Consider the following 21,745-nt stretch of genomic DNA (forward strand, 5'->3'; position numbering starts at 1 on the left):
GCCGGCTCCGGGGGGCCGACGCCCGGCGCCACTCGCCTCACGCGGGGCGCGGCGTGCCCAGAACCTCGGTCATCACCGAGTGGATCGGGGCGCCGTCCAGCAGTTTCCCGAGTTCCTCGACGCCGTGTCGGCGTTGTGACGGGGTGAGGGAGAGGTACTGCTCGATGCGTTCGTTGAACGTCCGCCGGTACTTCGCATAGAGTCCGCGGTCCTCCCGGACGCGGCCGGCCAGCTCGACCAGGGCGGCGGTCCCGGCGAAGTCGTCCTCCGGCAGCGGGTGGCACGGAACCACGTCCGTGAACCGTCCCCCGGTGTCGCCGAACAGCGTGCCGTCCAGTGCGCGCATGGTGAAGACGTGGGCGTAGTGCTGCTCGTGGATGGCCAGGGGCAGCCGTCCCAGGGCGATCGATTCGTGGAGTGCCGTGAGCCCGGGCGCCATCAGGTAATCCGCGGTGCTCGCCGCCGCCTGGAGCAGTTCCCGCTGGCGCAGGAGGCGGCAGTCGGCCCGGCCGCCCGCCGCCCGGACGGTCCGCTCCCGGTTCTCCCCGAACGGTCCGCCGCAGACGAGGACGCGCCGGAACCGGGGCCAGTCGCGCAGCAGATCCGGAAGCCACTGGTGCAGCAGACGTACGTAGTCGTTGTTGACGTCGAAGTCCAGGAGGAAGTTCTTGAATCCACCGATGTTGATCAACAGGTCGTACTCGGGCCCGGTGGTCCCCGTGACGTTCCGCAGCCCCTCGACGTCGATGATCGAGCCGGTGAGATGTATCTCCGGCCCCTCACCCAGGGCGGCGAGCCCGGCCGCGCGCTCGGTGACGCCGGGAAAGTTCTGGACGACGCTGTGTGTGGCGAGCAGGTGAGCCGCGACCACCCGCTCGTGCGGTGAAAGACCTGACAGGTGCCGGTCGGCAGCGGCGAAGCGGGACCGTGGCAGGGTCGAGCACAAGTCGCGGATCACGGCGGGCGGTTGTGTCAGCTGCCAGAAGCTGAAGAGGCTGTCCACCATGGTCACGGGCCGCCGCGCCACGACGGACCGCAACACCAACTCGGCGTCCATGACGGAGACCACGTGATCACTGCCCCGCAGCAGGTTGTCGATCATCCCCGACCGGGCGTTCTCCGGCAGCCCGCTGATGTCGTGGATGGTGTCGAAGGCGTCGGGGTTGCGCCTGGCGAAGACGGCGGCGACGCCGTCTCCGACGAACACCCGCTCGTGTCGGTGGAGCGGCCGGGAGACCGCGACGAGTTCGGAGACCGGACCGAAGCCGCAGTTCTGCGCCCCCATCACGATCCGCACGTCACTGCCCTCCGCCGATGGTCTCCCGCGGAGCCTGCACCGCGTCGGCCGCGGAGGTGAGCACCTCGACGAGCCGCTCGGCGAAATCGGCGGGGTACCTCGCGTAGCCGACGTGTCCGCCGGGGAACAGTTCCACGTCGCGGCCGAACCGGCCGGCGAGGACGAGCGCCGGGCGGTGCACGAGGTCCTCGCGTGAGGCGTGGCCACCGGCCCACACCACCGTGCCGGCCACGCCCTCCAGGGCGGCGAGGTCGGGGACGAAGCGTGTGAACGGCCGGACGAAGTGGGTCAGAAAGAAGTCGGTGTTGTTGTGCACTTCGGGGAGGGCCGGCGCGGGCCTGCCGCCATGGAGGGCCTGCAGTTTGGTGAGGGCCGGCGCCATTCCTTCCCGGAGGTACGTCTCGCAGACGTCGTCGAGCAGCGCCAAGTGCCGCTCGGCGTCCGGAAGGATGCTCAGAACGGGTGGCTCGTGGGCGACGACCAGCCGGACCCGGCCCGGATGACGGATGGTGAGCTCCAGGGCGATGAGCCCGCCCGAGCAACTCCCGAAGACGTACACGGGCTCGTCCGGGGCGGCGAGGTGTTCGATCAGACGGTAGGCGTCGTCGGCGTGCTCCTCGACCTTCTGGTCCACCGGTGGGCCGTCGAGCACGCTGCGTGAGTTTCCCCGTGGATCGTAGGTGACGACGCGGTGGGTCCCGGCCAGGACGGCGGCCAAGCGTTTGTACACCGCCGCATCGGAGTTCCCACCCCCGATGAGCAGCAGGAAAGGTCCCTCCCCCCGCACTTCGAAATAGATCGTCGCGCCCGGCACCGCGAGCGTCCCGCTGTTCACTGGGTTCATCACACTCCAGGGGCGAAACCGGTGTGACGACACAGCGTCGCACGGTTGGAACAGGCCGTGCAGGGCGTACGGGAGTGGGACGGCCGGCTTCGTGAGCCCCTCGTCGTCGCACGCGCTGCCCACTGCCCTCGTGCGCCGGTCTCATGGCGAGACGCACCGGGCATACCGTCCGCATCGGCTCTGGTTCTCGCCCCAGATCATAGGCAAGGAGGCCCGGTTGACGGGCATCGACGAAGTGCGAAAGATCCTCCGCGACTTGGGGATCGAGGAACCACTGCTGCGGGAGGACGCGCAGTTGCGCGCGCATCTCGGACTCGATTCCGTCGACCTCACGCAGATCCAGCTGGACCTGGCCGAGCGCTTCGGCACCCGCGTCGATCTCTGGGCGGAGCACGACATCACCGTACGGCAGCTCGCCGGCCTCGTCGGCGACCGTCGGCCCGGCGCGGGGGCTTGCGGCGAGTACCGGGACCGCGGCTGGTGGCGCCCGGAATTCCTTGACGACACCGTGCTGAGCACGCGCGTGCGCGCGGGACACCGCGCGGCACTGGTCGACGCCGAGCGCGCCCTCACCAGGGCCGAGCTCGACGCGACGGTGTCCGGCTGTGCCGCCCGGCTGGCGCACACCGGCATCCGGCCCGGCGACACCGTCCTCGTGCAGTTGCCGAACCAGGCCCGCACCCTCGTTCTCGTGCTCGCGCTGATCAGGCTGGGCGCGCGCCCGGCCCTCGCCCTGCCGGCCCTGCGCGAGCATGAACTAGAGCCGGTGATCACCGCGTTGGCGCCGACCGCGCTGGCCGTACCGGCCCGGCACCAGCGCTTCGACCACCTGCGGCTCGCCGAGAAGCTCCGCGCCCGGCACCCGTCGTTGCGCACACTGCTCGTCTCGGGTGCCGGCGACCGGGCCGACGGCCACGTGGACCTCGACGGTCTCATCGAGGCCGGTGCCCCGGTCCCCGCCCACCCGGACCGGCACCCCTCGGACACCGCTCTTTTCCTGCTGTCGAGCGGCACCACCGGCGCACCCAAACCCATCGCCCGGACCCATGAGGCGCTGGGCCACGTGATCCGCTGCGCGGCGGCGGCCTCGGAGCTGACACCCGCGTCCGTGTTCCTCGCCGTCCTGCCGGTGACCCACGCCTTCGCCTTCTCCGCTCCAGGCGTACTCGGCACGCTCGCCGCCGGCGGAAAGGCGGTACTCGCCGCCCCGGACGACCCGACCGCCGCTCTGGCGCTGGTCGAGCGAGAACGCGTCACCCACTGCGCGCTCACCCCCGCGCTCGCCCGGCAGTGGCTCGTCGCTCGCGCCGCCTCCAGCGGTCATGACCTGTCGAGCCTGCGCGTCCTGCAGGTCGGCGGGGCCCGCCTGGACGCATCCCTGGCTGCCCGGCTGGCCGGTGCCTTCGACTGCCGCATCCAGCAGGTGTACGGCATGAGCGAGGGCCGGCTCCACTTCACTCGGCTCGATGATCCGCCCGAGGTGGCGTTCACCACGCAGGGACGCCCCTCCTCGCCGGGTGACGAGACCCTCGTAGTGGACGGCGAGGGGCGGCCCGTCGCCGACGGTGAGGTCGGCGAACTCCTGGTCAGGGGGCCGGGTGTCGTCACGGAGTACCACGGAGCCGTGGCGGCCTCGTCGTTCACCTCCGACGGCTTCTACCGCACCGGCGACCTCGTCCGCCGCCACGCGTCCGGGAACGTCGTGGTCGCCGGGCGCGTCAAAGACGTGATCAACCGCGGAGGGGAGAAGATCCCGGCGGACGAACTGGAGGCACTGGTACTGGGCCACCCCGCTGTGCGGGCCGCCGCGGCCGTCGCGATGCCCCACCGTGTACTGGGCGAGGCCGTCTGCCTGTACGTCGTGGGCGGTGACGGGGGAGCACCGTCCCTGCGGGAGCTGCGCACACATCTGGAGAACAGCGGACTGGCCCGGTTCAAGCTGCCCGAACGGGTCGTCGAGGTTCCGGCACTCCCCCTGACCGCGGTCGGCAAGACGGACAAGGCACGGCTGCGCCAGGACATCGTGGCCCGACTGGAGACCGAGAGCTGACGTGACCGGACCCCTCCCGCCTCGTCCTCCGCCCGTCCTCCGGCGTGCCACGGATCGTCGTAGCACACCTCCGGGGTCCGGCCGTAGCGGACGCCCGGCCCCCGGACAGCGACGGCCGGGTAAGTCGGCTGTTTCTCCGTGCGGCAGCGCGCAGGACCGCGGCGTCGCGGGCGGCCATCTCCTCCACCGGGCCGGTGCCGCGCTGCTGGAGCAGGGGCACGGTGGCGCGGGTGGCAGGCCCAGGAGGAGTGCGGCCAGAAAGGCGCTTCCCTCACCCAGAGCACCGACGATGACGAGGCGGCCCGTCGCGCGCTCGGGTTCCCAGCGGCGGGGCAGGACGACGCGTTGCTCGGCGCCCATGGGGCGGAGCCGGTGCGCAGGGCGAGCCGAAGGGGACCGCGCGCCCGGTCGACGAGGTCCCCGGCGTAGCCGCGGACGGCTCGGACCCGGGTGATCCACGGCCGGGTGAGGCCAAGGCGCCACAAGACGTGGCGGGCACGGCTTCTTCCACGCCAGCGACTGGCCGCCACCACAGAGCCACCGCGCCGACCTGTCGCCGCCTGCCGTCCCGGTGCCACCCACCGGCACTCCCGTGCTCCTCTTCCACGCGTCCGCGGCCTCGCGGTCGCGACCGGAACGGCAGGCCGGCCCTGACAAGCACCAGCCCGACACCACTCTCGACGAGCGCGCGATCGTCCGGTCGCCGGTGGCAGACGGCCGGGGCAGCGCCCGTGGGCCACGAGGTCTTCGTCGTCACCCGTATGCGTGAGGCGTACGTGCACGGCGAGCGCCCCGCGCAGGCGGTCGTCACCGGTTTCCGGCACAGTGCCCGCGTGGTCGTGGCCGCGGCAGTGATCATGATCGCCGTCTTCGCCGCTCGTGGCGTCCGGCGAGTCGCTGATCAAGACGATCGGTTTCGGCCTCGCCGTCGCCGTCCTCTTCGACCCCTTCGTGGTCCGGATGGCGATCGTGCCCGCCGTCCTCTCCCTGCTCGGGGACACGGCCTGGTGACTGCCCCGCCGGCTCGACCAGGTGCTGCCGCACGTCGACATCGAGAGCGAGGGTCTGACGTCGCGAAGGGCTGCCGCCGCCCCGGCGGACGCCTAGGCGCGGCCGCAGGAACCGTCTCGCACCTGCCGAATCACCTCCAGCGTGCCGCGATGCCCTGTGTGCCGACGTCACGGCGTGTCTGAAGCTGATGGACCTTCTCGACGTCCGTACGGCCGTCCTGTCCGTCCCCACGCCGGGTACGGCCTTCCTCTCCGACTCCGGCGGCGCCACCGACCTGACACGGCGCCTCAACGACCACTCCGCCGCCCTGGCCGAGAGCCGTCCCGGCCGCTTCGGCCTTCTTCGCCACGCTGCCCATGCCGGACCCGGCCGCCGCTGCCACCGAGGCCGTGCGGGCCCTGGACGACCTGCGGGCCGACGGGGTCACCCTGCTCGCCTTCGCCCGTCCCGGGCACGTCCTGTTCGGCAGCGACTGGCCCTCCACTCCCACTCCCACTCCCGCCGGCCAGTACTTCGCCACCGGCCTCGACGCCGCCGTGCGCGACGCCGTCACCCACAAGAACGCCGAGGCACTCTTCCCCCGTCTCACCGCCTCTCCCCCGGCTCCGGCCTCCGCTCCGCCCGCACCGGCCCGGCCCGGCCCGCCTACGGCTGGCGGCCCCGCGCGCGGCCGCACGGCTCGTCTCCAAGCTCGTACAGCCCAGCACCGACTGAGAACAAGGATCGGATGGCAGCACCCCCTTTCTCAGCGGAGCGCCTTTCGCCTGTCCGGCAGACGACATTCAGACACGACAGGTACACGACAGGTACACAGGGGCATGAACGGAGGTGGCGGCGAGGGCGCTGTCCAACGCTGCACACCTCAGGATGACCGGGGTGGCCCAGGTACTGTCCCAAGCTCCATACCAGGCTCGATGCCCCCGGACTCACGCGATCCGACTGCCGCTCGCCTTTGTGCTGCTGCACCCGAGCCGGCCCACTCCTTGCCGTGGGCCGGCCGTGTGCCGAGTCGACCGGTCAGGCCGCGGCCGGCTCACCCTTGCGAGCCAAGGGGCGGTCAAGGTGGATGACCACGGTCGAATAAAAGCGGTGGACGGCGTCGTCGACGCTGCGAATGAAGCCGGACTCGGCGTTGCCTCGGCTGCTGCCCATGCTTTTGAGCAGGGAGAGCCGGAAGCCGGTGATCTGCGCGCCGCCCTTGGGGATCAGATCGCCGGGCTCGGGGCGCAAACGCTCCAGCGTCCCTCGTGGGCCCCCTGTCTCCGTATCGGTCAACGTCTCGATGTGCAGGTCGGCCGGGGCATCGGCAAGCTTCCGGATGAGTCGCTTGGCCCAGGTCAGGGGGTAGCCCTCGGCCGGTGCCGGGAACTCGATGGAGGTGCGCAGCTTGCCGGTACGTAGATCAGCGCCGAGGGCCAGGACACCGGGGGTGCCGTCGATACGCAGCTCTGCCTGGAGGCGACCCTGCAGGCAGAGCTGATCGGCCATGAGCACGCGGCGCCGGCCGGGATCGGATCCTCGCGCGGCACGTCGCACGGGAAGGACCTTCTGGCCCAGTTCACCGCCGAGGCCGAGACAGACCTGCCGGACGAGCCGTTCCCAGCTCTCGACCACTTCCAGAGCACGGGCGTCACCCTGGCACAGGGTCTCGTCGTCGATGCCGTTACGGACGGGGACCCAGGCGGCGCCCATGTTCTGGAAGCCATGACAGCCGGAGTTGTCATGTTGGAGGTAGTGCAACAGCTCCTGCAGCAACCAGGCGTGGGCACTGTTGCCGACGCCTTCGTGCCGGATGAGCATCTGGGCCTGGTGAGCGACCTCGGCCCAGGACAGATGCCACAGGGCGACTTTGTGCTTGCGTCGCTTGTCGATTCTTACGTCGACGAGGGGGCTTCCTTCGAGAATCACGTCGTTGGACAAAGTGATGACGGCCTCGTAACCACGCCGGGCGGCGATGTCCATGTACGCCTGAACCTGCTCGGCTTTCAAAGGGTTGCCGTTGGTTTTGGTCTCGACCAGTGCTGTCCAGAGCTTGCCGGCCCGCTCGATACGGATGACACCGTCGGGCCGTCGAGGGGAGTCGCCGTGCGGGAGCGCGACTTCGGTGAAGGTATCCATGCGACCGGCCGGCGCACCGAAGGCGGCGGTGAGACGGCGACCGAACTCGGGGACCTGGGACATCACCGACAGCAGAACGGACGTGGCACGTGTCTCCCGGTCACGGTCACTCTTGACCGCGGACACGGGAAAGAGCCGTGCCTCGTTCCAGGAGTCGTTCTCCGCCAGGGTCTTCTTACCCTTCCTGGGCAGCGTGACTTTCTTCTTGGCGGTACGGGGGCGACGCGTCCGGGCCGTCGGTGCCGGCGGTCGGCCGGAGTCCCGCTGCGCGGGGATCGCTTCCAGCACGGCTTGCCCGGGCGTCTCGTCAGCCGGAGCCGGCGCTTCGGCCGGCCGGTCCGGCTCACGCCCAGCGAAAACGTCGACGGCCGGTGGTTCGAAGGTGGCTGCGAGCAGAGCGTCGTCGCCGTCACCAAGGCTCTCGCCGCTTCCATGTACGGGAGCGTCGTCGTCGATGTCTACCCCGAAGTCCGTGGCCAGACCGGCCAGTCCCGTGTCGTATCCCTGGCCGACCGCCCGGAACTTCCAGTCCTCCTGACGCCTGTAGAGCTCGCCGAAGATGAAGGCGCTCACCGAACCGGGGTCGTCGATGGGGAAGCGGAGCAGGTCTTCTCCCGCCGCGTCGGCCAGTTTGACCTGAAGTCCGTCGAGTTCGTCGAAGCGGGCTTCCCCGTACCGGCTCGCGGCGACCACGATGCGTTCGACGCCAGGCTGGACGGCGGTCAGGTCGAAGACGATACGGTCCTCGCTGCCCTCCCCCGTCGGCTTCTTCCCGAGCAGTTCGACGCTCCCGTCGGCGGCCACCGGATTGTTGTAGAAGTAGAAGTCGGCATCTGTGCGGACACGTCCGCTCTCGCCCAGCAACAGCACGGACACGTCCGCGTCGCCCTCACCGGACTGGCTCGCCCACTCGAGACTCACGAGCACGGAACCGATGTTGTCGCTCAGGGAAGCCAACGCGACGTTGGCACCCTTGACCATTTCATGCATGGATTCCCCCACATTCACAACGCGGTACTTCTGAGATTCCCAACCAAGCCTTGCGCGTCAGTTGGGTGAAATGCTCCTGCTGGCACGCCATTCAGGTGCCTCCGCGGTGTCGGTGAACTCCAGGAGGTGCTGGCCGGCGAGGCGTTGAAGCGCCGCGCGCACCTCAACAGGTGTGGTGTAGAAGAATTCGCGTCGTGTGTTGACGCGATTGACGCGGCGGTCCTCGAACACTTGATGCAAGCGCTTCTCCAGGCCCACGGCGTCCTCGCTGAAGACCAACGCGTGGACGTCGAAGCGGAAGGGCACGGATGCGTCGCCGAGTTCGTTGACCCGGTCCATGGGATCCAGCCTCCGGGTCAGCCCGATCTTGACCATGCGCTCACCGAAGGCTCCGATGTTGGAGATGACGTACACATAGCCGGCGCGGATGTTGGCTTCCCGGGCGTCCACCGCCCGCAGGTCGTCGTCGAGTTGCTGCAGCCTGCCCTCCAACTCGGCGATACCGGCCGGGTCGCCAGTTCCTGCTCGCAGTCGCCGCAACGCGCTCTCGTAGTGTCCGCGCTCCTTCTCCAGGCGTTGCCGCTCACGTTCGATCTCCCGTTGCAGCCGCTCCTCCTCACGCTGCCGGGCCCGCAGCTCCCGTTGTTCCTCCTTCTCGGCCTCCTTGCGAGCCAGATGGTCCGCGGTGAGTTCCAGCTCCTGGACGCGCAGCCGGTGGTACTCGTCGCTGATGCGGATGTGCATCGTGGCGCCGAGTCTCGCGATCGTCTCGCGGGTCTTGCCCAGCCGGTCGATCAGTGAGGACAGCCGGTGCGGCTTCATCCCGCGCACCGCGTTGTCGGCCTCGGCGTTGTAGGCGCGCAGCATCAGCTTGGAGAAGTCCCGCACCATCTTGCGGCCCTGTGCGAGGGAGCCGTTCACGGTCCAGTCCTGCGCGGCCAGCACAGCACCGTTGTCCCGGACCAACTGCTTGTACCGGGCTTGCAGCCGCCGCAGCTGACCGGCGTACGCCACCGCATCGGCCAACGGGTGACGGTACTCATAGACACCGGCCTCCTGCAGCATCCGGACCTCGTCGATGACCACCAGGTCCGCCTGTGCCGCGGCCACCTGCCGCTGGGCCTGCTCCGCCTGCTGGGCCAGCGCCTGGGCCTGAGTGCGCACGTCGGCCAACGACTGCGCGGCCCGCTCCGCCGCGTGCTCCACCTTCACGTCCAGCAGCCCGTCGATCCGCCGCAGTTCCGCCAGCTTCTCGAGGTGGGCCTGCCGCAACCGCTCCTGCTCCACGGCGATCGCCGCGCTGTCGGCACCGATCACCCTGCTCAACTGTGCCGTCAGCTGGTCCACCTGCGCCCGCAACCCGCGCACCAGCTCCTCGCTGTGCGCCAGTTCCTCCGCCAACCGCCCGGCCTCCGCCTCGGCCTGCTTGCGCCGCCGCCCGAACAGGCCTGGGGTGACGGTGCCCGTTGCTCCGCCGTGGGGTGCCGGTACGGCGGCGGGCGGCGCCGTCACCTGCTCCGGCACCCACAACTGCCACCCCGGCGGCACAGGCCAGGACGGGTCAGGCTGCCAACCGGGCGGCGGAACCCACCCCGGGGCGGGAGTCGGCCAGCCTGGCGGAGGGTTGAAGCGGTATGTCATGCAGATCTGCTCCCCGGGTGCCGCGGCCCTGGGTTGAAGCCCTCTTATGGCGGGGTCCCCAGGTCATTGCTACACATGTGAGGTATACGACTTCCATACGATCGGCATGGTTGTACGAATCGACTGGGTTCACACCATCGGGTCATTTCCATGGGAAGCCCTGCGCGTCCTAGCAGGGAGAGGTAAACGGACGAGCGACTACCTCTCCCGAACAAAGCGTGTGCGGGTCTCGTCCGCTCTTGTCCTCGTCGGAATCCCCTCCGCAGCGCCGGCTCTCCGGCTTCACGATCGGCGGTCATCTCCTACGATCCGGTCCACTCCGGAGAAACGGCGACACCGCCCAGCCGAACGATCTCGGTCAGCCGAGGAAGGTCAGACGCACCTGACGGTTGGCATTATCGACATTTGTGTCGACCAGACACACAGACTGCCAAGTCCCCAGTTCCAGCCGCCCGTCGATCACCGGCAGAGTCGCGTGTGGGGGCACGAAGGCCGGGAGGACGTGGTCGCGGCCGTGGCCGGGGGTGCCGTGGCGGTGTTGCCAGCGGTCGTCGGCGGGGAGGAGGGTGTGCAGGGCGGCGAGGAGGTCGTCGTCGCTGCCCGCGCCCGTCTCGATGACGGCGATGCCCGCCGTGGCGTGCGGGACGAAGACGTTGAGCAGACCGTCGCGGCCGGCCGCGGCCTCGCGCAGGAAGCTCTCGCAGTCGCCGGTGATGTCGAGGACCCGCTCCGAGGAGCCGGTGGTGAGGTGCAGGATCCGGGTGGTGAACGCTTCTGGCATGGGTCCCATCCTGACGTACGCGGCCGGTTCCGGCGGCAGGGTGCGCCCGTCGGTGGGAAGATCCGGTCCGGCCGCGCTGTTGGCAGTGCTGTGAACCGCGTACGCGAGACCGAGGTCGTCGTCATCGGCGCCGGGCAGGCCGGGCTGTCCGCCGCCTACCATCTGCGGCGCACCGGGTTCGAACCGGAGCGCGACTTCGTGGTGCTGGACCACTCCCCCGGCCCGGGCGGGGCCTGGCAGTTCCGCTGGCCGACGCTGACGTACGGCAAGGTGCACGGGATGCACTCGCTGCCGGGCATGGAGCTGACCGGCGCCGATCCCGGGCGGCCGTCCGCCGCGGTCGTCGCGGAGTACTTCGCGGCGTACGAGCGTGAGTTCGACCTGCGGGTGCGGCGGCCCGTCGATGTCCGTGCGGTGCGTGAGGGGTCGGGTGGGCGGCTGCTCGTCGGGACGTCGGACGGGGACTGGTCGGCGCGCGCGCTGATCAACGCGACCGGCACCTGGGACCGGCCTTTCTGGCCGCGCTACCCGGGGCAGGAGACGTTCCGGGGGCGGCAGGTGCACACGGCGGGGTACGCCGGTCCGCAGGAGTTCGCCGGGCAGCGGGTGGTCGTGGTGGGCGGGGGCGCCTCGGGCACCCAGCATCTGCTGGAGATCGCCCCGTACGCGGCCACCACCACCTGGGTGACCAGGCGCCCGCCCGTGTTCCGGGAGGGGCCCTTCGACGAGGACGCGGGGCGGGCGGCCGTGGCGCTCGTGGAGGAGCGGGTGCGGCAGGGGCTGCCGCCGAAGAGCGTCGTCTCCGTGACCGGGCTGCCGCTGACCGACGCGATCCGGGCCGGTCTCGACTCGGGCGTGCTGGACCGGCAGCCCATGTTCGACCGGATCACGCCCGACGGGGTGGCGTGGCCGGACGGGCGACAGGTGTCCGCCGACGTCATCCTGTGGGCGACCGGCTTCCGGGCGGCCGTGGACCATCTGGCGCCGCTGCGGCTGCGGGAGCCGGGCGGCGGCATCCGCGTCGAGGGCACCCGCGCGGTCGCCGACCCCCGGATCCACCTCGTCGGCTACGGCCCCTCGGCCAGCACCGTCGGCGCCAACCGGGCCGGGCGCGCGGCCGTGCGGGACATCAGGCGGCTGCTGGCCAAGGAGGAACGCCTGGCCGCCTGACGCCCCGCCGGGTCGCCTCGGGCTCACGTCCTGGCGGGGCCCGTCTCGGATGAGGAGTCCTTGGGGGAAGCGCCCTTGGGGGAGGCTTCGCGCCGGTTCTTGTTGAACTCGGCGACGTTGCGCTGGTGCTCCTCGTGATCGGCGGTGAAGCGCGTGTCGCCGGGCTTGACGGTGACGAAGTAGAGCCAGTCCCCCGGCGTCGGATTGATCGCGGCACGCATCGCGGCACTCCCTGGGTTGGCGATGGGCGTCGGCGGCAGCCCCATGCGCTGGTACGAGTTGTAAGGGCTGTCGATCTTCGTGTCGTCCTCGGTCGTGTTCAGGGTGGAGCGGTTCAGCGCGTAGTTCAGGGTGGAGTCCATCTGCAGCGGCATACCACGCTCCAGGCGGTTGAAGACCACCCGGGCGACCTTGCCCATGTCGGCCTCGGTGGCGGCCTCGGCCTGCACGATGCTCGCGATGGTCACCGCCTGGTAGACGTTCATGGCGTTGCGCTCGGCGCCCGCCGCGACCGGTGCGCCGCTGAACTCGCGGTTCGCCGCGTCCACCATCGCCCTCAGCAGTCTCTCGGGGGTGGTCTTGTCGTCGAGCGGATACGTCGCCGGGAAGAGGTACCCCTCAGGGTTGCCCTCCGCGTCGGCGGGCAGCTTCAGGCGGGCCTTGCCCAGGGACTTCCCGGTGGTCCCGGCCGGCAGGGCGAGGGCCTTGTCAACGGCCTCGTAGACCTGCGCGGCGCGTCGGCCCTCGGGGATCACCAGCGCTTTGGGGCGGACGTCTTCCTCTTCGCCCAGCGTCAGCAGCGGCGCCGCCACAGCGGTGCCGGCGACGACGGCTCCGGTCGCGATCAGGGCGATCCGGCCCCGGCGCGTCAGTCGAATCGTTCTCCTCGTGCTCCGTGACGGAGTGTTCGTCTGCATGCGGGCACGGTAACCCCCCATACATCACAAACCGGACAGTCCGGGCATATTTTCATCTTGTCGGTACCTGTCGTGCGTCCCGGCGGACGAGAGCCGCGTACCGGCCGTCCCGCTCCAGCAGCTCCTCGTGGGTGCCTCGCTCGGCCAGGCGCCCGGAGTCGAGGACGGCGATCTGGTCGGCGTCCCGGACGGTCGACAGGCGGTGCGCGATGGTGATGGTGGTGCGGTCGGCGGACAGGGCGTCCACCGCCTGCTGCACGGCGGCCTCGGTGCGCGTGTCCAGGGCGCTGGTCGCCTCGTCGAGGATGAGCACGGGCGGGTCGCGCAGGATCGTGCGGGCGATGGCCAGACGCTGCTTCTCGCCGCCGGAGAAGCGGTGGCCGCGCTCCCCCACGACGGTGTCGTAGCCGTCGGGCAGCGCGGCGATGTGGTCGTGGATCTGCGCGGCCTTCGCCGCCTCGGCCAGTTCCTCGTCGGTGGCGTCCGGCTTGGCGAAGCGCAGGTTGTCGGCGACCGAGGCGTGGAAGAGGTACGTCTCCTGCGAGACGACGCCGACCGCCCGGGCGAGGGTGTCGAAGTCGAGGTCACGCACATCGACCCCGTCGAGGGTGACCCGGCCGCCCGTGACGTCGTAGAGCCGCGGCACCAGGTAGCCGAGGGTGGACTTGCCGGCGCCGGTCGGGCCGACCACGGCGAGACTGCCGCCCGCCGGGACGGTGATGTCGATGCCGTCGAGGACCGGTCCGCCCTTGTCGTCGTAATGGAATTCGACGTTCTCGAAGCGGACCTCGCCCTTGATCTGGTCGAGGTGGACGGGGGTCTCGCGTTCGGTGATCTCGACGGGCAGGTCGAGGTACTCGAAGATGCGCTGGAACAGGGCGAGCGAGGTCTGGATCTGCACGCCGGTCGACAGCAGGCTGACCGCCGGGCGGAACAGGCCCTGCTGGAGCGTGACGAAGGCGACGATCGTGCCGATGGAGACGTCCGGACCACCGAGCTTCAGGGCCATGCCCGCGGCCCAGTAGATGACGGCGGGCAGCGCGGCCATGACGACGGTGATGACGGCCATGCGCCAGCGGCCCGCCATGTTCGACCGCACCTCCAGGTCGACCAGCTGCTCGGACTCGTCGGCGAAGGAGCGGGTCAGCGAGTCGGAGCGGCCCATGGTGCGGCCCAGCAGGATGCCGCTGACCGAGAGCGACTCGGTGACCGTGGCGGCCATCGCGGCCATCTGCTTCTGGCGCTGGGTGGTGATCTTCTTGCGCTCGTTGCCGACCCGGCGGCTGATCCACACGAAGACGGGGAGGAGCAGCAGGGAGACGACCGTCAGGCGCCAGTCGAGGGCGATCATCGCGACGATGGTGGCGACGACGCTGGTGGCGTTGGACACCAGGGAGGTGGCGGTGGACGTCACGGTGGCCTGCATGCCGCCGATGTCGTTCGCGATACGGGACTGGACCTCGCCGGTGCGGGTGCGGGTGAAGAAGGCGAGCGACATGCGCTGGAGACGACCGTAGACCGCGGTGCGCAGGTCGTGCATGACGCGCTGGCCGACGGTCGTGGAGATCAGCGTCTGGAGCACGCCGAAGACGCTGGTGAGGACGGCGCCGAGGACCATGCCCAGGGCGAGCAGGCTCAGCAGGCCGGTGCGCCCCTGCGGGATGGCGACGTCCAGGATCTCCCTGAGCAGGAACGGGGTGGCGACCGAGACCAGCGACGCGGCGCCGACGAGTGCGCCGACGACCGCGAGACGGCCTCGATAGGGACGGAAGAGCCTCAGGATGCGCCGCACCTGCCGGGGCTGTTCCTGCGCACCGGCGGGCGGGGTCCAGGGGAGGTCGTGGTCGGGTTTCATGGGCTCCTTTCGAAGGACGTCCGGGTGGAGGTTGTCCGGGTGGAGGTTGTCCGGATGGGGGTTGTCCGGGTGGAGGCGGGTGGTCGGTGCTCACGGGCAGAGGGGGGGTGCGGGCGGCACCCCGGGCACGGCGCCCGCCGTGCGGGCCGCGGCCGACGGTGTGGACGATCTTCAGCAGTTGTTCGGACCTACGGCGGCACAGGGCTGCCGACGACCGGCGGCGGCCGTCACCAGCCCCGGTCCGCGCCGGCCTCCGTCGACCATGTACCGCGACCGGTGCGCGGCCGCCGGTGTACGGGCCGGTTCGCGGTCCGGCGTACTGACCGGTGCGCGGCCGGTCAGCACTCGGTAGGCAGTCGGTGCGCGGCCGGAGCCTCACGGATCGTAGCTCATTGTTACCTACACTCACAATGAACGGCGTCCTGATATTGTTCCCGCATGACCGCCCCCGACCCCGACGGCGTCCTTGCCGAGCAGTTGCTGCGGCTCACCCGCCGGGTGCACCGCATCCAGAAGCGGCATCTGGAGCGAGGCGACCTCGGCATCACCCCCGCCCAGTCCCGCCTGCTGCGCACCCTCGCGCACTACGGTTCGCCGCCCCGGATGACCGATCTGGCCGAACGCCTGGAGGTCGTGCCCCGCGCCGTGACGACGCTCGTCGACGGACTGGAGTCCGCCGGGATGGTACGCCGGGCGCCGGATCAGGCCAATCGGCGGGTGATCCGCATCGAGCTGACGGACGACGGGCGCACGGCGCTGAGCGAACTGCGCCGCGCGCGCCGCTCGGCGGCGGAGGAGATCCTGGCCCCGTTGACCTCCGAGCAGCGAGCCGTGCTCGGCGGGCTGCTGGACACACTGATCGACGGAACCGCCGTGGTGCGCCCCGGCACCGACGCCGGCTGACCGCGTCGTCCGCGGCGGACCGCCTCGTCCCACCGCCCGGTCCCCGGCGCCACGGCACCGCCGTGGCCAGCGACTTCGCAAGCTCCGAGGCGCTGGTCCGTACTCCGCCGAGGTTTCCCCGGGTGACTCGGGACGGCCACAGCCGGATCCCTGCGCAGGTGCGGAAAACCGCTTGATTTCCACTACGCGGCGAAGCGAACCTGTCACGGTTTGCTGCCCTCCGGGGCCGCACCGAGCGGCCCGCCTGACACCAGCCACTGGAACCTCATGCAGATCCAAGACCTTCCGTTCCCCGACCCGGGTGCGCCGGACGCGCGTTCGGGCCCCCGATTCCTGTGGTGGCTCTTCCGTAACCAGCTGGGCGGACAGCTCAAATCGCTGGCCTGGGGACTGCTGCACTTCGCCTCCGTCTCCGCACTGCCCTTCTGCGTCGGCCTCGCCGTCCAGGCGGTCGTCGACCGGTCCGGCGGCCGGCTCGCCCTGGCCGGCGCTCTGCTGGCCGTGTGCTGCGCCGGCAACGCGCTCGGCGACACCTTCCTGCACCGCGCCGCCATCACCAACTGGATCACCGCGGCCGCCCGTGTGCAGCAACTGCTGGCCCGCAAGGCCGCCCTGCTGGGCTCGGCGCTGACCCGGCGGGTCGCGGCCGGCGAGGTCGTGGCCGTCTCCACCGGCGATGTCGAGAAGATCGGCTGGTTCGTCGAGGCAGTGTCCCGGTTCACCGCGGCGGCGCTGACCATCGTGCTGGTCTGTGTCGGCCTGCTCCTCTACCAGCCGTCCCTCGGCATCGTCGTCATCATCGGCCTGCCGGTCCTGGCGCTGGCCGTGCTGCCGCTGCTGCCCCGTGCCACACGGCGCGCCGACGTCCAGCGGGAGAAGGCGGGCCGGGCCACCGAACTGGCCTCGGACACCGTCGCCGGGCTGCGCGTGCTGCGCGGCATCGGCGGTGAGCAGCTCTTCCTCGACCGCTACCGCCGCGCGTCCCAGGAGGTGCGCCACGCGGCCGTGCGCAGCGCCCGCATGTGGTCCCTGATCTCCGCGATCCAGGTGCTGTTGCCGGGGCTGCTGCTGATCGCGGTGGTCTGGCACGGGGTGCACCTGGCCCGGGACGGCCGGATAGGCGTGGGCGAGCTGGTCACCGTCTACAGCTCGGTCATGATCCTCACCTACCCTCTGCGGCACTTCGAGGAGATCGCCATGGCGTACTCCTTCTCCCGGCCCTCGGCCCGACGGGCCGCCCGGGTGCTGTCGCTGGAACGGGCCACCGACGCGGGTGGATCCGGCAGGAGCGAGCCGAGGACAAGCGAACCCGGCACGAGCGAGCCCAGGACAAGCAAACCCGGCACGAGCGAGCCCAGGACAAGCAAACCCGGCACGGCCGGTGCTCTTCCGTCCGGCGATCTGTACGACCCGGAGACCGGTCTGCTGGCCCCGGCGGGCCTGCTGACCGCCGTGGTGTGCGGCGACCCCGACGCCGCCGGCCGGCTGGCGGAACGGCTCGGCGGCCACCCCTCGGAGCGGGGCACGCCGGTCTCACTGGGCGGGGTGCCGCTGGACGAGCTCCCCCTGGAGTCCGCGCGCACGGCCGTGCTGGTCCAGGACAAGGACCCGGTACTGCTGTCCGGGACGCTGCGCGACCTGCTCGACGTGCCCGCCTCCGGTGCCGTCGGCGCCGCCCAGGCGCTGGCCGCCGCCCAGTGCGAGGACGTGCTGGCGGCTCTCGTGCAGGGGTCGGTCGGCGCCGAGGACCCGATGGACGCCCGCATCACCGAACGGGGCCGTTCGCTCTCCGGCGGCCAGCGCCAGCGGCTCGCCCTGGCCTGGTCGCTCGTGACCGACCCCGAGGTCCTCGTCCTGGACGAGCCCACCTCCGCAGTGGACTCGCACACCGAGGCGCGCATCGCGGACGGCGTACGGGGCCTGCGGCAGGGCCGCACCACCGTCGTGTTCACCTCCTCACCGCTGCTGCTGGACCGCGCCGAGCGAGTCGTGTTCCTGCACGAGGGCGAGGCCGCGGCCGTCGGCACCCACCGCGATCTCGTGCGCGGCGACCCCCGGTACCGGGCCGTGGTGACCCGCGAGACCGATGAAGAGGCCGTCGGCCACCGGGAGGAACAGGCCGCCCTGAGCCGCCTCGCCGACGACGGCCCCCGGCGTGCTCCGAGCGGCGACGCCCTCGGCAACGACCGCCTGGACGACGACGTACTGCACCGCCTGGAAGAGATCGAGGAGACGGCATGATCGGCGTGGCGCCACCGTCGTACGACCCCGCGGCCCCGACCACGGCGAGCACCCTGCCCGTCGGCAACGCCGCGACCGTGCGCGGCTACGTGATGGAGCTGCTGCGCCGGCACCGCCGCGCGTTCGTGCTGCTCGTCACCGTCAACACCGTCGCCGTGGTCTCCTCCATGGCCGGCCCCTACCTGCTCGGCGGGCTCGTGGAGCGGGTGTCCGACGGTGCGCGCGAGCTGCACCTGGGCATCACCGCCACGTTGTTCGTGGTCGCACTGGTCCTCCAGGCCGCGTTCGTGCGCGAGGTGCGGCTGCGTGGCGCGGTGCTCGGCGAGCGCATGCTGGCCGACCTGCGCGAGGACTTCCTCGTGCGCTCGGTCGGGCTGCCGCCGGGGGTGCTCGAACGGGCCGGCACGGGTGACCTGCTGTCCCGGATCACGACCGACATCGACCGGCTCGGCAACGCCATGCGCGAGGCCGTGCCCCAGCTGGCGATCGGTGCGGTGTGGGTGGTGCTGCTGCTGGGCGGTCTGGTGGTCACGGCACCGCCGCTCGCCCCGGCCGTGCTGCTGGCGGTCCCGCTGCTGGTCGTCGGCTGCCGCTGGTACTTCCGGCGGGCGCCCTCCGCGTACCGTTCGGAGGCGGCCGGGTACGCCGCCGTGGCCGCCGCGCTCGCCGAGACCGTGGACGCCGGGCGCACCGTGGAGGCCCACCGTCTGGGCGCCCGGCGCGTCGGGCTGTCGGACCGCCGGATCAGGGAGTGGACGGCCTGGGAGCGGTACACCCTCTGGCTGCGGTCCGTGCTCTTCCCGGTCATCAACATCACCCATGTCACGGTCCTCGCCTCGGTGCTCATGATCGGCGGCGTGTTCGTGCTCCAGGGCTGGATCGGCGTGGGCCAGCTGACGACGGCGGCTCTGATCGCGCAGATGCTCGTCGATCCGGTCGGCCTGATCCTGCGCTGGTACGACGAGCTGCAGGTGGCCCAGGTGTCGCTGGCGCGGCTGGTCGGTGTGCGGGAGATCGAGCCCGAGAGCGATGACACCGCGGCGGCCCCGGACGGACGCGACGTGCACGCCGACCGCGTGCACTTCGGCTACCTGGAGGGGGTCGACGTGCTGCGCGAGGTCTCCCTGGAGGTCGCCCCCGGTACCCGGCTGGCGCTGGTGGGTCCCTCCGGCGCGGGCAAATCCACCCTCGGCAGGCTGCTCGCCGGTATCTACGCTCCCCGGGAGGGCCGGATCACCCTGGGCGGCGCCGAACTTTCCCGCATGTCCGCCGAACGGGTCCGCTCGCACGTCGCCCTCGTCAACCAGGAGCACCACGTCTTCGTGGGCTCCCTGCGTGACAACCTCCGGCTGGCCCGTGGTGGTGCCACCGACGCCGAGCTGTGGGCCGCCCTGGGCGCGGTCGACGCGGACGGCTGGGCCCGCGCGCTCGACGAGGGACTGGACACCGAGGTGGGTTCGGGCGGCTTCGCGCTCACCCCGGCGCAGGCGCAGCAGATCGCGCTGGCCCGCCTGGTGCTGGCCGACCCGCACACCCTGGTCCTGGACGAGGCGACGTCGCTGCTCGACCCCCGGGCGGCCCGGCATCTGGAGCGGTCCCTGGCCCGGGTACTGGACGGTCGCACCGTCGTCGCGATCGCCCACCGGCTGCACACCGCCCACGACGCGGATGTCATCGCCGTGGTCGAGAACGGCCGGATCAGCGAGCTGGGCAATCACGACGACCTGGTCGCGGCGGACGGGGCGTACGCGGCCCTGTGGCGCTCGTGGCACGGCTGACCCGGTCGGGCCCCCACCGGCGGGGCGGGTGACAGGCGTCTCAGGGGGCGCGGCCGGGGGCCGGCGGAGAGCGGCGGGTCCCCGGCCCGGCTCCGTGCCGTTGCGTGGTTCCGAGAGGAGGTGGAAATCTGGGAGAAGGCACCGGCGCGGGGAAGGCCCGAAGACCCCGCGACGCGTCGACCGGCGACGCCCTGTCCCCGTGCGGCGGCAACCCGCCGAACCCCGCGGTGAGAGCGGGCCGGGCCCCACCCTCTGGAGGTATCCGTGAACAGCGCCGACGGATGGGGAGACGACGTCTACCAGCCCGACGGTTCCGAGCAGAGGGAGGACACCGGGCTGCTCGACGCGGAGGACACCCTGGAGTACGGCGGTGTCGATGACCCCCTCGACGCGGGCTGGTCCCCGCCGGAGCGGCCCTGGGCCGTGGAACACGACGGTGTGACCGCGGCCGAACGCCATCACGGCGAGAGCCTGGACCAGCGGCTTTCCGAGGAGATCCCGGACACCGCAGTACCGGACGGGGACGGTCTCGGCGACTCCGAGGACACCGACGGCGAACTGCTGGACGACGAGGTCGGCGCCACCCGCTCCGGCCGGCTCGTGGCTCCCGACGAGGGGGCGCGCGAGGACGAGGAGGCCGCTCTGGTCGCCACGGACGTGGGCATCGACGGCGCGGCGGCGTCCGCCGAGGAGGCCGCGATGCACGTCGTCGACGAGGACGCCCTGCCCCGCTGAACCCGCTGTCCCCCCGGCGTCGACGCACTGCGCGCCGCCCCCGCCGCCGCACAAGGAGCGCTCATGCAGCAGGACAAGCACCCCGACTACCATCCCGTCGTCTTCCGGGACCGCGCCGCCGGTTACGCCTTCCTCACCCGGTCCACCGCGACCAGCGACCGGACGATCGAGTGGGATGACGGCCGGAGCTACCCCGTCGTCGACGTGGAGATCTCCTCGGAGAGCCATCCGTTCTACACGGGCCAGGCGCGGACGGTCGACACGGAGGGACGCATCGCCAGGTTCGAGCGGCGCTACGGCGGCGGCGAGACGGGGGCCGACGGCCGGCCCGCCTGAACGGCCGTCTCGGGCTCCGGCGGCCGGTGCGTCGAGGCCGGGAGCCACCGGGGCAGCGGCGTCGGGCACCCGACGGCATCGGGCCCGGCTCGATCGCGTTGAGCGTGCCGTGAACTTCTCGTCGGGGGCGGGGCTGTCGGCCGCCGGGTACGTGTCGGCCGTGCTCGGTCTCGTCCGACGTCCTTCCCCGGACCGCCGGCCGGGCGAGGACGTGTCGCTGTCCTTGGATGCCGGTGCCGGTGCCGACATCGACGGATGCGGCGGGCCGAAACGGCAGGTCAGATGACGTTGAGCGCGGCCGCGCAGCCCACCCCGCCGAGCAGCATGAACGCCGGCATCAGCACCTTGAGCTCGACCCAGCTGCCCGCGCGGAACCGCAGTGCCTTGGGCGGGCCGATCGGGTACCAGCGCTTGCGGCCCACCGGTATGGGCCACAGTATCGGGCAGCCGGACACGGTCAGCGCGTCCCCGATGTCGTGCACCAGCGCGCCCAGCACGATGGGCAGCCCCAGCCAGAGGTACTCCTGTCCCGGCGCTGTGAACAGCCAGTCCGACCCGTTGCCCGGTTCGTCCAGGACGCCCGCGATGATCCAGGCGCTGGTCGCGGCCAGCAGCCAGACCAGCACGTCGCTGCTGGAACCGCGGGCCGCCCGCCACAGCAGGCCCTCGATGGCCAGCACCATGTGGACGAAGAGGATCGCGAGCACACCCCAGCGGTCCCCGGTGATCGCCACGACCGAGGAGCCCGCCCCGATCAGGACCGCCCACAGCCAGGTGTGGGTGAGCGTGCGGTGGCCGCCGGAGCGGCGCGGGTCGCCCTGCTTCTTGGTGGCCTTGTAGACGGCGTACGAGAGTTTGTCGACGATCTCGCACAGGCCCCGGGACACCGGTCCGAAGGCCCGCGAGATGGTCGCGGCCTTGTGGTCGAGATCCGGAGCGAGCGCGGCGCCGGCGCAGATCAGGGCTCCTGTCAGCAGGACCGGCCAGGGCATCGGGTGCCCGGCCGCGGCGGTCGCCGCCCCTACACCGAGCCAGGCCGCGGCACCCGACAGTGAGTGTGCTGGTCCCATCATCGCCG

At 71.4% G+C, this 21,745-nt stretch carries 16 protein-coding genes and 1 pseudogene; 9 read left to right on the forward strand and 8 right to left on the reverse strand.

Translation table 11 applies throughout. The annotated features are described in order from the left end of the window. Positions 1-37: 37 nt before the first annotated feature. On the reverse strand, positions 38-1,297 hold the full coding sequence (locus ACZ3IG_RS32695; protein ID WP_467436630.1) for a hypothetical protein: 1,260 nt from the start codon (positions 1,295-1,297) through the stop codon (positions 38-40). Between the two features lies 1 nt (position 1,298). Next, a complete protein-coding gene (locus tag ACZ3IG_RS32700) occupies positions 1,299-2,027 on the reverse strand; it encodes an alpha/beta fold hydrolase (protein ID WP_467436631.1) in 729 nt (242 codons plus the stop codon). A gap of 331 nt (positions 2,028-2,358) precedes the next feature. On the opposite strand from ACZ3IG_RS32700, the gene ACZ3IG_RS32705 reads away from it, so the two are divergent. From ACZ3IG_RS32705 to ACZ3IG_RS32715, 3 genes and pseudogenes are all read left to right on the forward strand, one after another. Then, entirely contained in the window at positions 2,359-4,191 is a 1,833-nt protein-coding gene (locus ACZ3IG_RS32705) for an AMP-binding protein (protein ID WP_467436633.1), read from the forward strand. A gap of 737 nt (positions 4,192-4,928) precedes the next feature. After that, positions 4,929-5,298, forward strand: a pseudogene (locus tag ACZ3IG_RS32710) (MMPL family transporter); the annotation flags it as partial. Between the two features lie 260 nt (positions 5,299-5,558). Then, positions 5,559-6,272 (forward strand): amidohydrolase family protein, encoded by a 714-nt coding sequence (locus tag ACZ3IG_RS32715; RefSeq protein ID WP_467436634.1) that lies wholly within the window; start codon positions 5,559-5,561, stop codon positions 6,270-6,272. Here ACZ3IG_RS32715 and ACZ3IG_RS32720 read toward each other — a convergent pair. The 3 genes from ACZ3IG_RS32720 to ACZ3IG_RS32730 form a co-directional block, all read right to left on the reverse strand. Next, positions 6,220-8,310 (reverse strand): TerD family protein, encoded by a 2,091-nt coding sequence (locus ACZ3IG_RS32720; RefSeq protein ID WP_467436635.1) that lies wholly within the window; start codon positions 8,308-8,310, stop codon positions 6,220-6,222. The genes ACZ3IG_RS32715 and ACZ3IG_RS32720 overlap by 53 nt on opposite strands. A gap of 57 nt (positions 8,311-8,367) precedes the next feature. After that, positions 8,368-9,834, reverse strand: coding sequence for an SNIPE associated domain-containing protein (locus ACZ3IG_RS32725; RefSeq protein ID WP_467436636.1), 1,467 nt, complete (start codon positions 9,832-9,834; stop codon positions 8,368-8,370). A gap of 475 nt (positions 9,835-10,309) precedes the next feature. Then, complete coding sequence (locus ACZ3IG_RS32730) at positions 10,310-10,732, reverse strand: secondary thiamine-phosphate synthase enzyme YjbQ (protein WP_467436638.1); 423 nt, start codon at positions 10,730-10,732, stop codon at positions 10,310-10,312. A 90-nt stretch (positions 10,733-10,822) separates the two neighbouring features. On the opposite strand from ACZ3IG_RS32730, the gene ACZ3IG_RS32735 reads away from it, so the two are divergent. Next, complete coding sequence (locus ACZ3IG_RS32735; RefSeq protein WP_467436639.1) at positions 10,823-11,902, forward strand: NAD(P)-binding domain-containing protein; 1,080 nt, start codon at positions 10,823-10,825, stop codon at positions 11,900-11,902. A gap of 23 nt (positions 11,903-11,925) precedes the next feature. Here ACZ3IG_RS32735 and mltG read toward each other — a convergent pair whose 3' ends face one another. After that, entirely contained in the window at positions 11,926-12,819 is an 894-nt protein-coding gene (gene mltG / locus ACZ3IG_RS32740) for an endolytic transglycosylase MltG (protein ID WP_467436640.1), read from the reverse strand. Positions 12,820-12,871: 52 nt separating this feature from the next. Then, positions 12,872-14,674, reverse strand: coding sequence for an ABC transporter ATP-binding protein (locus ACZ3IG_RS32745; RefSeq protein WP_467436641.1), 1,803 nt, complete (start codon positions 14,672-14,674; stop codon positions 12,872-12,874). Positions 14,675-15,112: 438 nt separating this feature from the next. Between ACZ3IG_RS32745 and ACZ3IG_RS32750 the strand changes: the two genes are divergently transcribed. The 5 genes from ACZ3IG_RS32750 (at position 15,113) to ACZ3IG_RS32770 (ending at position 20,667) form a co-directional block, all read left to right on the forward strand. Continuing rightward, complete coding sequence (locus ACZ3IG_RS32750) at positions 15,113-15,577, forward strand: MarR family winged helix-turn-helix transcriptional regulator (protein ID WP_467436642.1); 465 nt, start codon at positions 15,113-15,115, stop codon at positions 15,575-15,577. 267 nt (positions 15,578-15,844) lie between these two features. Further along, positions 15,845-17,818: an ABC transporter transmembrane domain-containing protein gene (locus ACZ3IG_RS32755; RefSeq protein WP_467436644.1), complete on the forward strand. Its 1,974-nt coding sequence runs from the start codon at positions 15,845-15,847 to the stop codon at positions 17,816-17,818. Then, positions 17,815-19,596 (forward strand): ABC transporter ATP-binding protein, encoded by a 1,782-nt coding sequence (locus ACZ3IG_RS32760; RefSeq protein WP_467436645.1) that lies wholly within the window; start codon positions 17,815-17,817, stop codon positions 19,594-19,596. The genes ACZ3IG_RS32755 and ACZ3IG_RS32760 overlap by 4 nt, the downstream gene beginning before the upstream one ends. A gap of 264 nt (positions 19,597-19,860) precedes the next feature. After that, positions 19,861-20,331, forward strand: a complete 471-nt coding sequence (locus ACZ3IG_RS32765) for a DUF5709 domain-containing protein (protein ID WP_467436646.1) — start codon at positions 19,861-19,863, stop codon at positions 20,329-20,331. Positions 20,332-20,394: 63 nt separating this feature from the next. Then, positions 20,395-20,667, forward strand: a complete 273-nt coding sequence (locus tag ACZ3IG_RS32770; RefSeq protein WP_467436648.1) for a type B 50S ribosomal protein L31 — start codon at positions 20,395-20,397, stop codon at positions 20,665-20,667. Positions 20,668-20,945: 278 nt separating this feature from the next. Here the strand turns inward: ACZ3IG_RS32770 and ACZ3IG_RS32775 are convergent, their stop codons facing one another. Further along, positions 20,946-21,740: a metal-dependent hydrolase gene (locus tag ACZ3IG_RS32775; RefSeq protein ID WP_467436649.1), complete on the reverse strand. Its 795-nt coding sequence runs from the start codon at positions 21,738-21,740 to the stop codon at positions 20,946-20,948. Positions 21,741-21,745 lie beyond the last annotated feature (5 nt).

Source organism: Streptomyces sp. NPDC016677 (assembly GCF_055562815.1).

Bases quoted from the DNA above. Each gene is read 5' to 3' on its own strand.
- ACZ3IG_RS32775 (WP_467436649.1), bottom strand. From the start codon at position 21,740: ATGATGGGACCAGCACACTCACTGTCGGGTGCCGCGGCCTGGCTCGGT.
- ACZ3IG_RS32770 (WP_467436648.1), top strand. From the start codon at position 20,395: ATGCAGCAGGACAAGCACCCCGACTACCATCCCGTCGTCTTCCGGGAC.
- ACZ3IG_RS32750 (WP_467436642.1), top strand. From the start codon at position 15,113: ATGACCGCCCCCGACCCCGACGGCGTCCTTGCCGAGCAGTTGCTGCGG.
- ACZ3IG_RS32755 (WP_467436644.1), top strand. From the start codon at position 15,845: ATGCAGATCCAAGACCTTCCGTTCCCCGACCCGGGTGCGCCGGACGCG.
- ACZ3IG_RS32720 (WP_467436635.1), bottom strand. From the start codon at position 8,310: ATGCATGAAATGGTCAAGGGTGCCAACGTCGCGTTGGCTTCCCTGAGC.
- ACZ3IG_RS32745 (WP_467436641.1), bottom strand. From the start codon at position 14,674: ATGAAACCCGACCACGACCTCCCCTGGACCCCGCCCGCCGGTGCGCAG.
- ACZ3IG_RS32730 (WP_467436638.1), bottom strand. From the start codon at position 10,732: ATGCCAGAAGCGTTCACCACCCGGATCCTGCACCTCACCACCGGCTCC.
- ACZ3IG_RS32715 (WP_467436634.1), top strand. From the start codon at position 5,559: ATGCCGGACCCGGCCGCCGCTGCCACCGAGGCCGTGCGGGCCCTGGAC.
- mltG (WP_467436640.1), bottom strand. From the start codon at position 12,819: ATGCAGACGAACACTCCGTCACGGAGCACGAGGAGAACGATTCGACTG.
- ACZ3IG_RS32760 (WP_467436645.1), top strand. From the start codon at position 17,815: ATGATCGGCGTGGCGCCACCGTCGTACGACCCCGCGGCCCCGACCACG.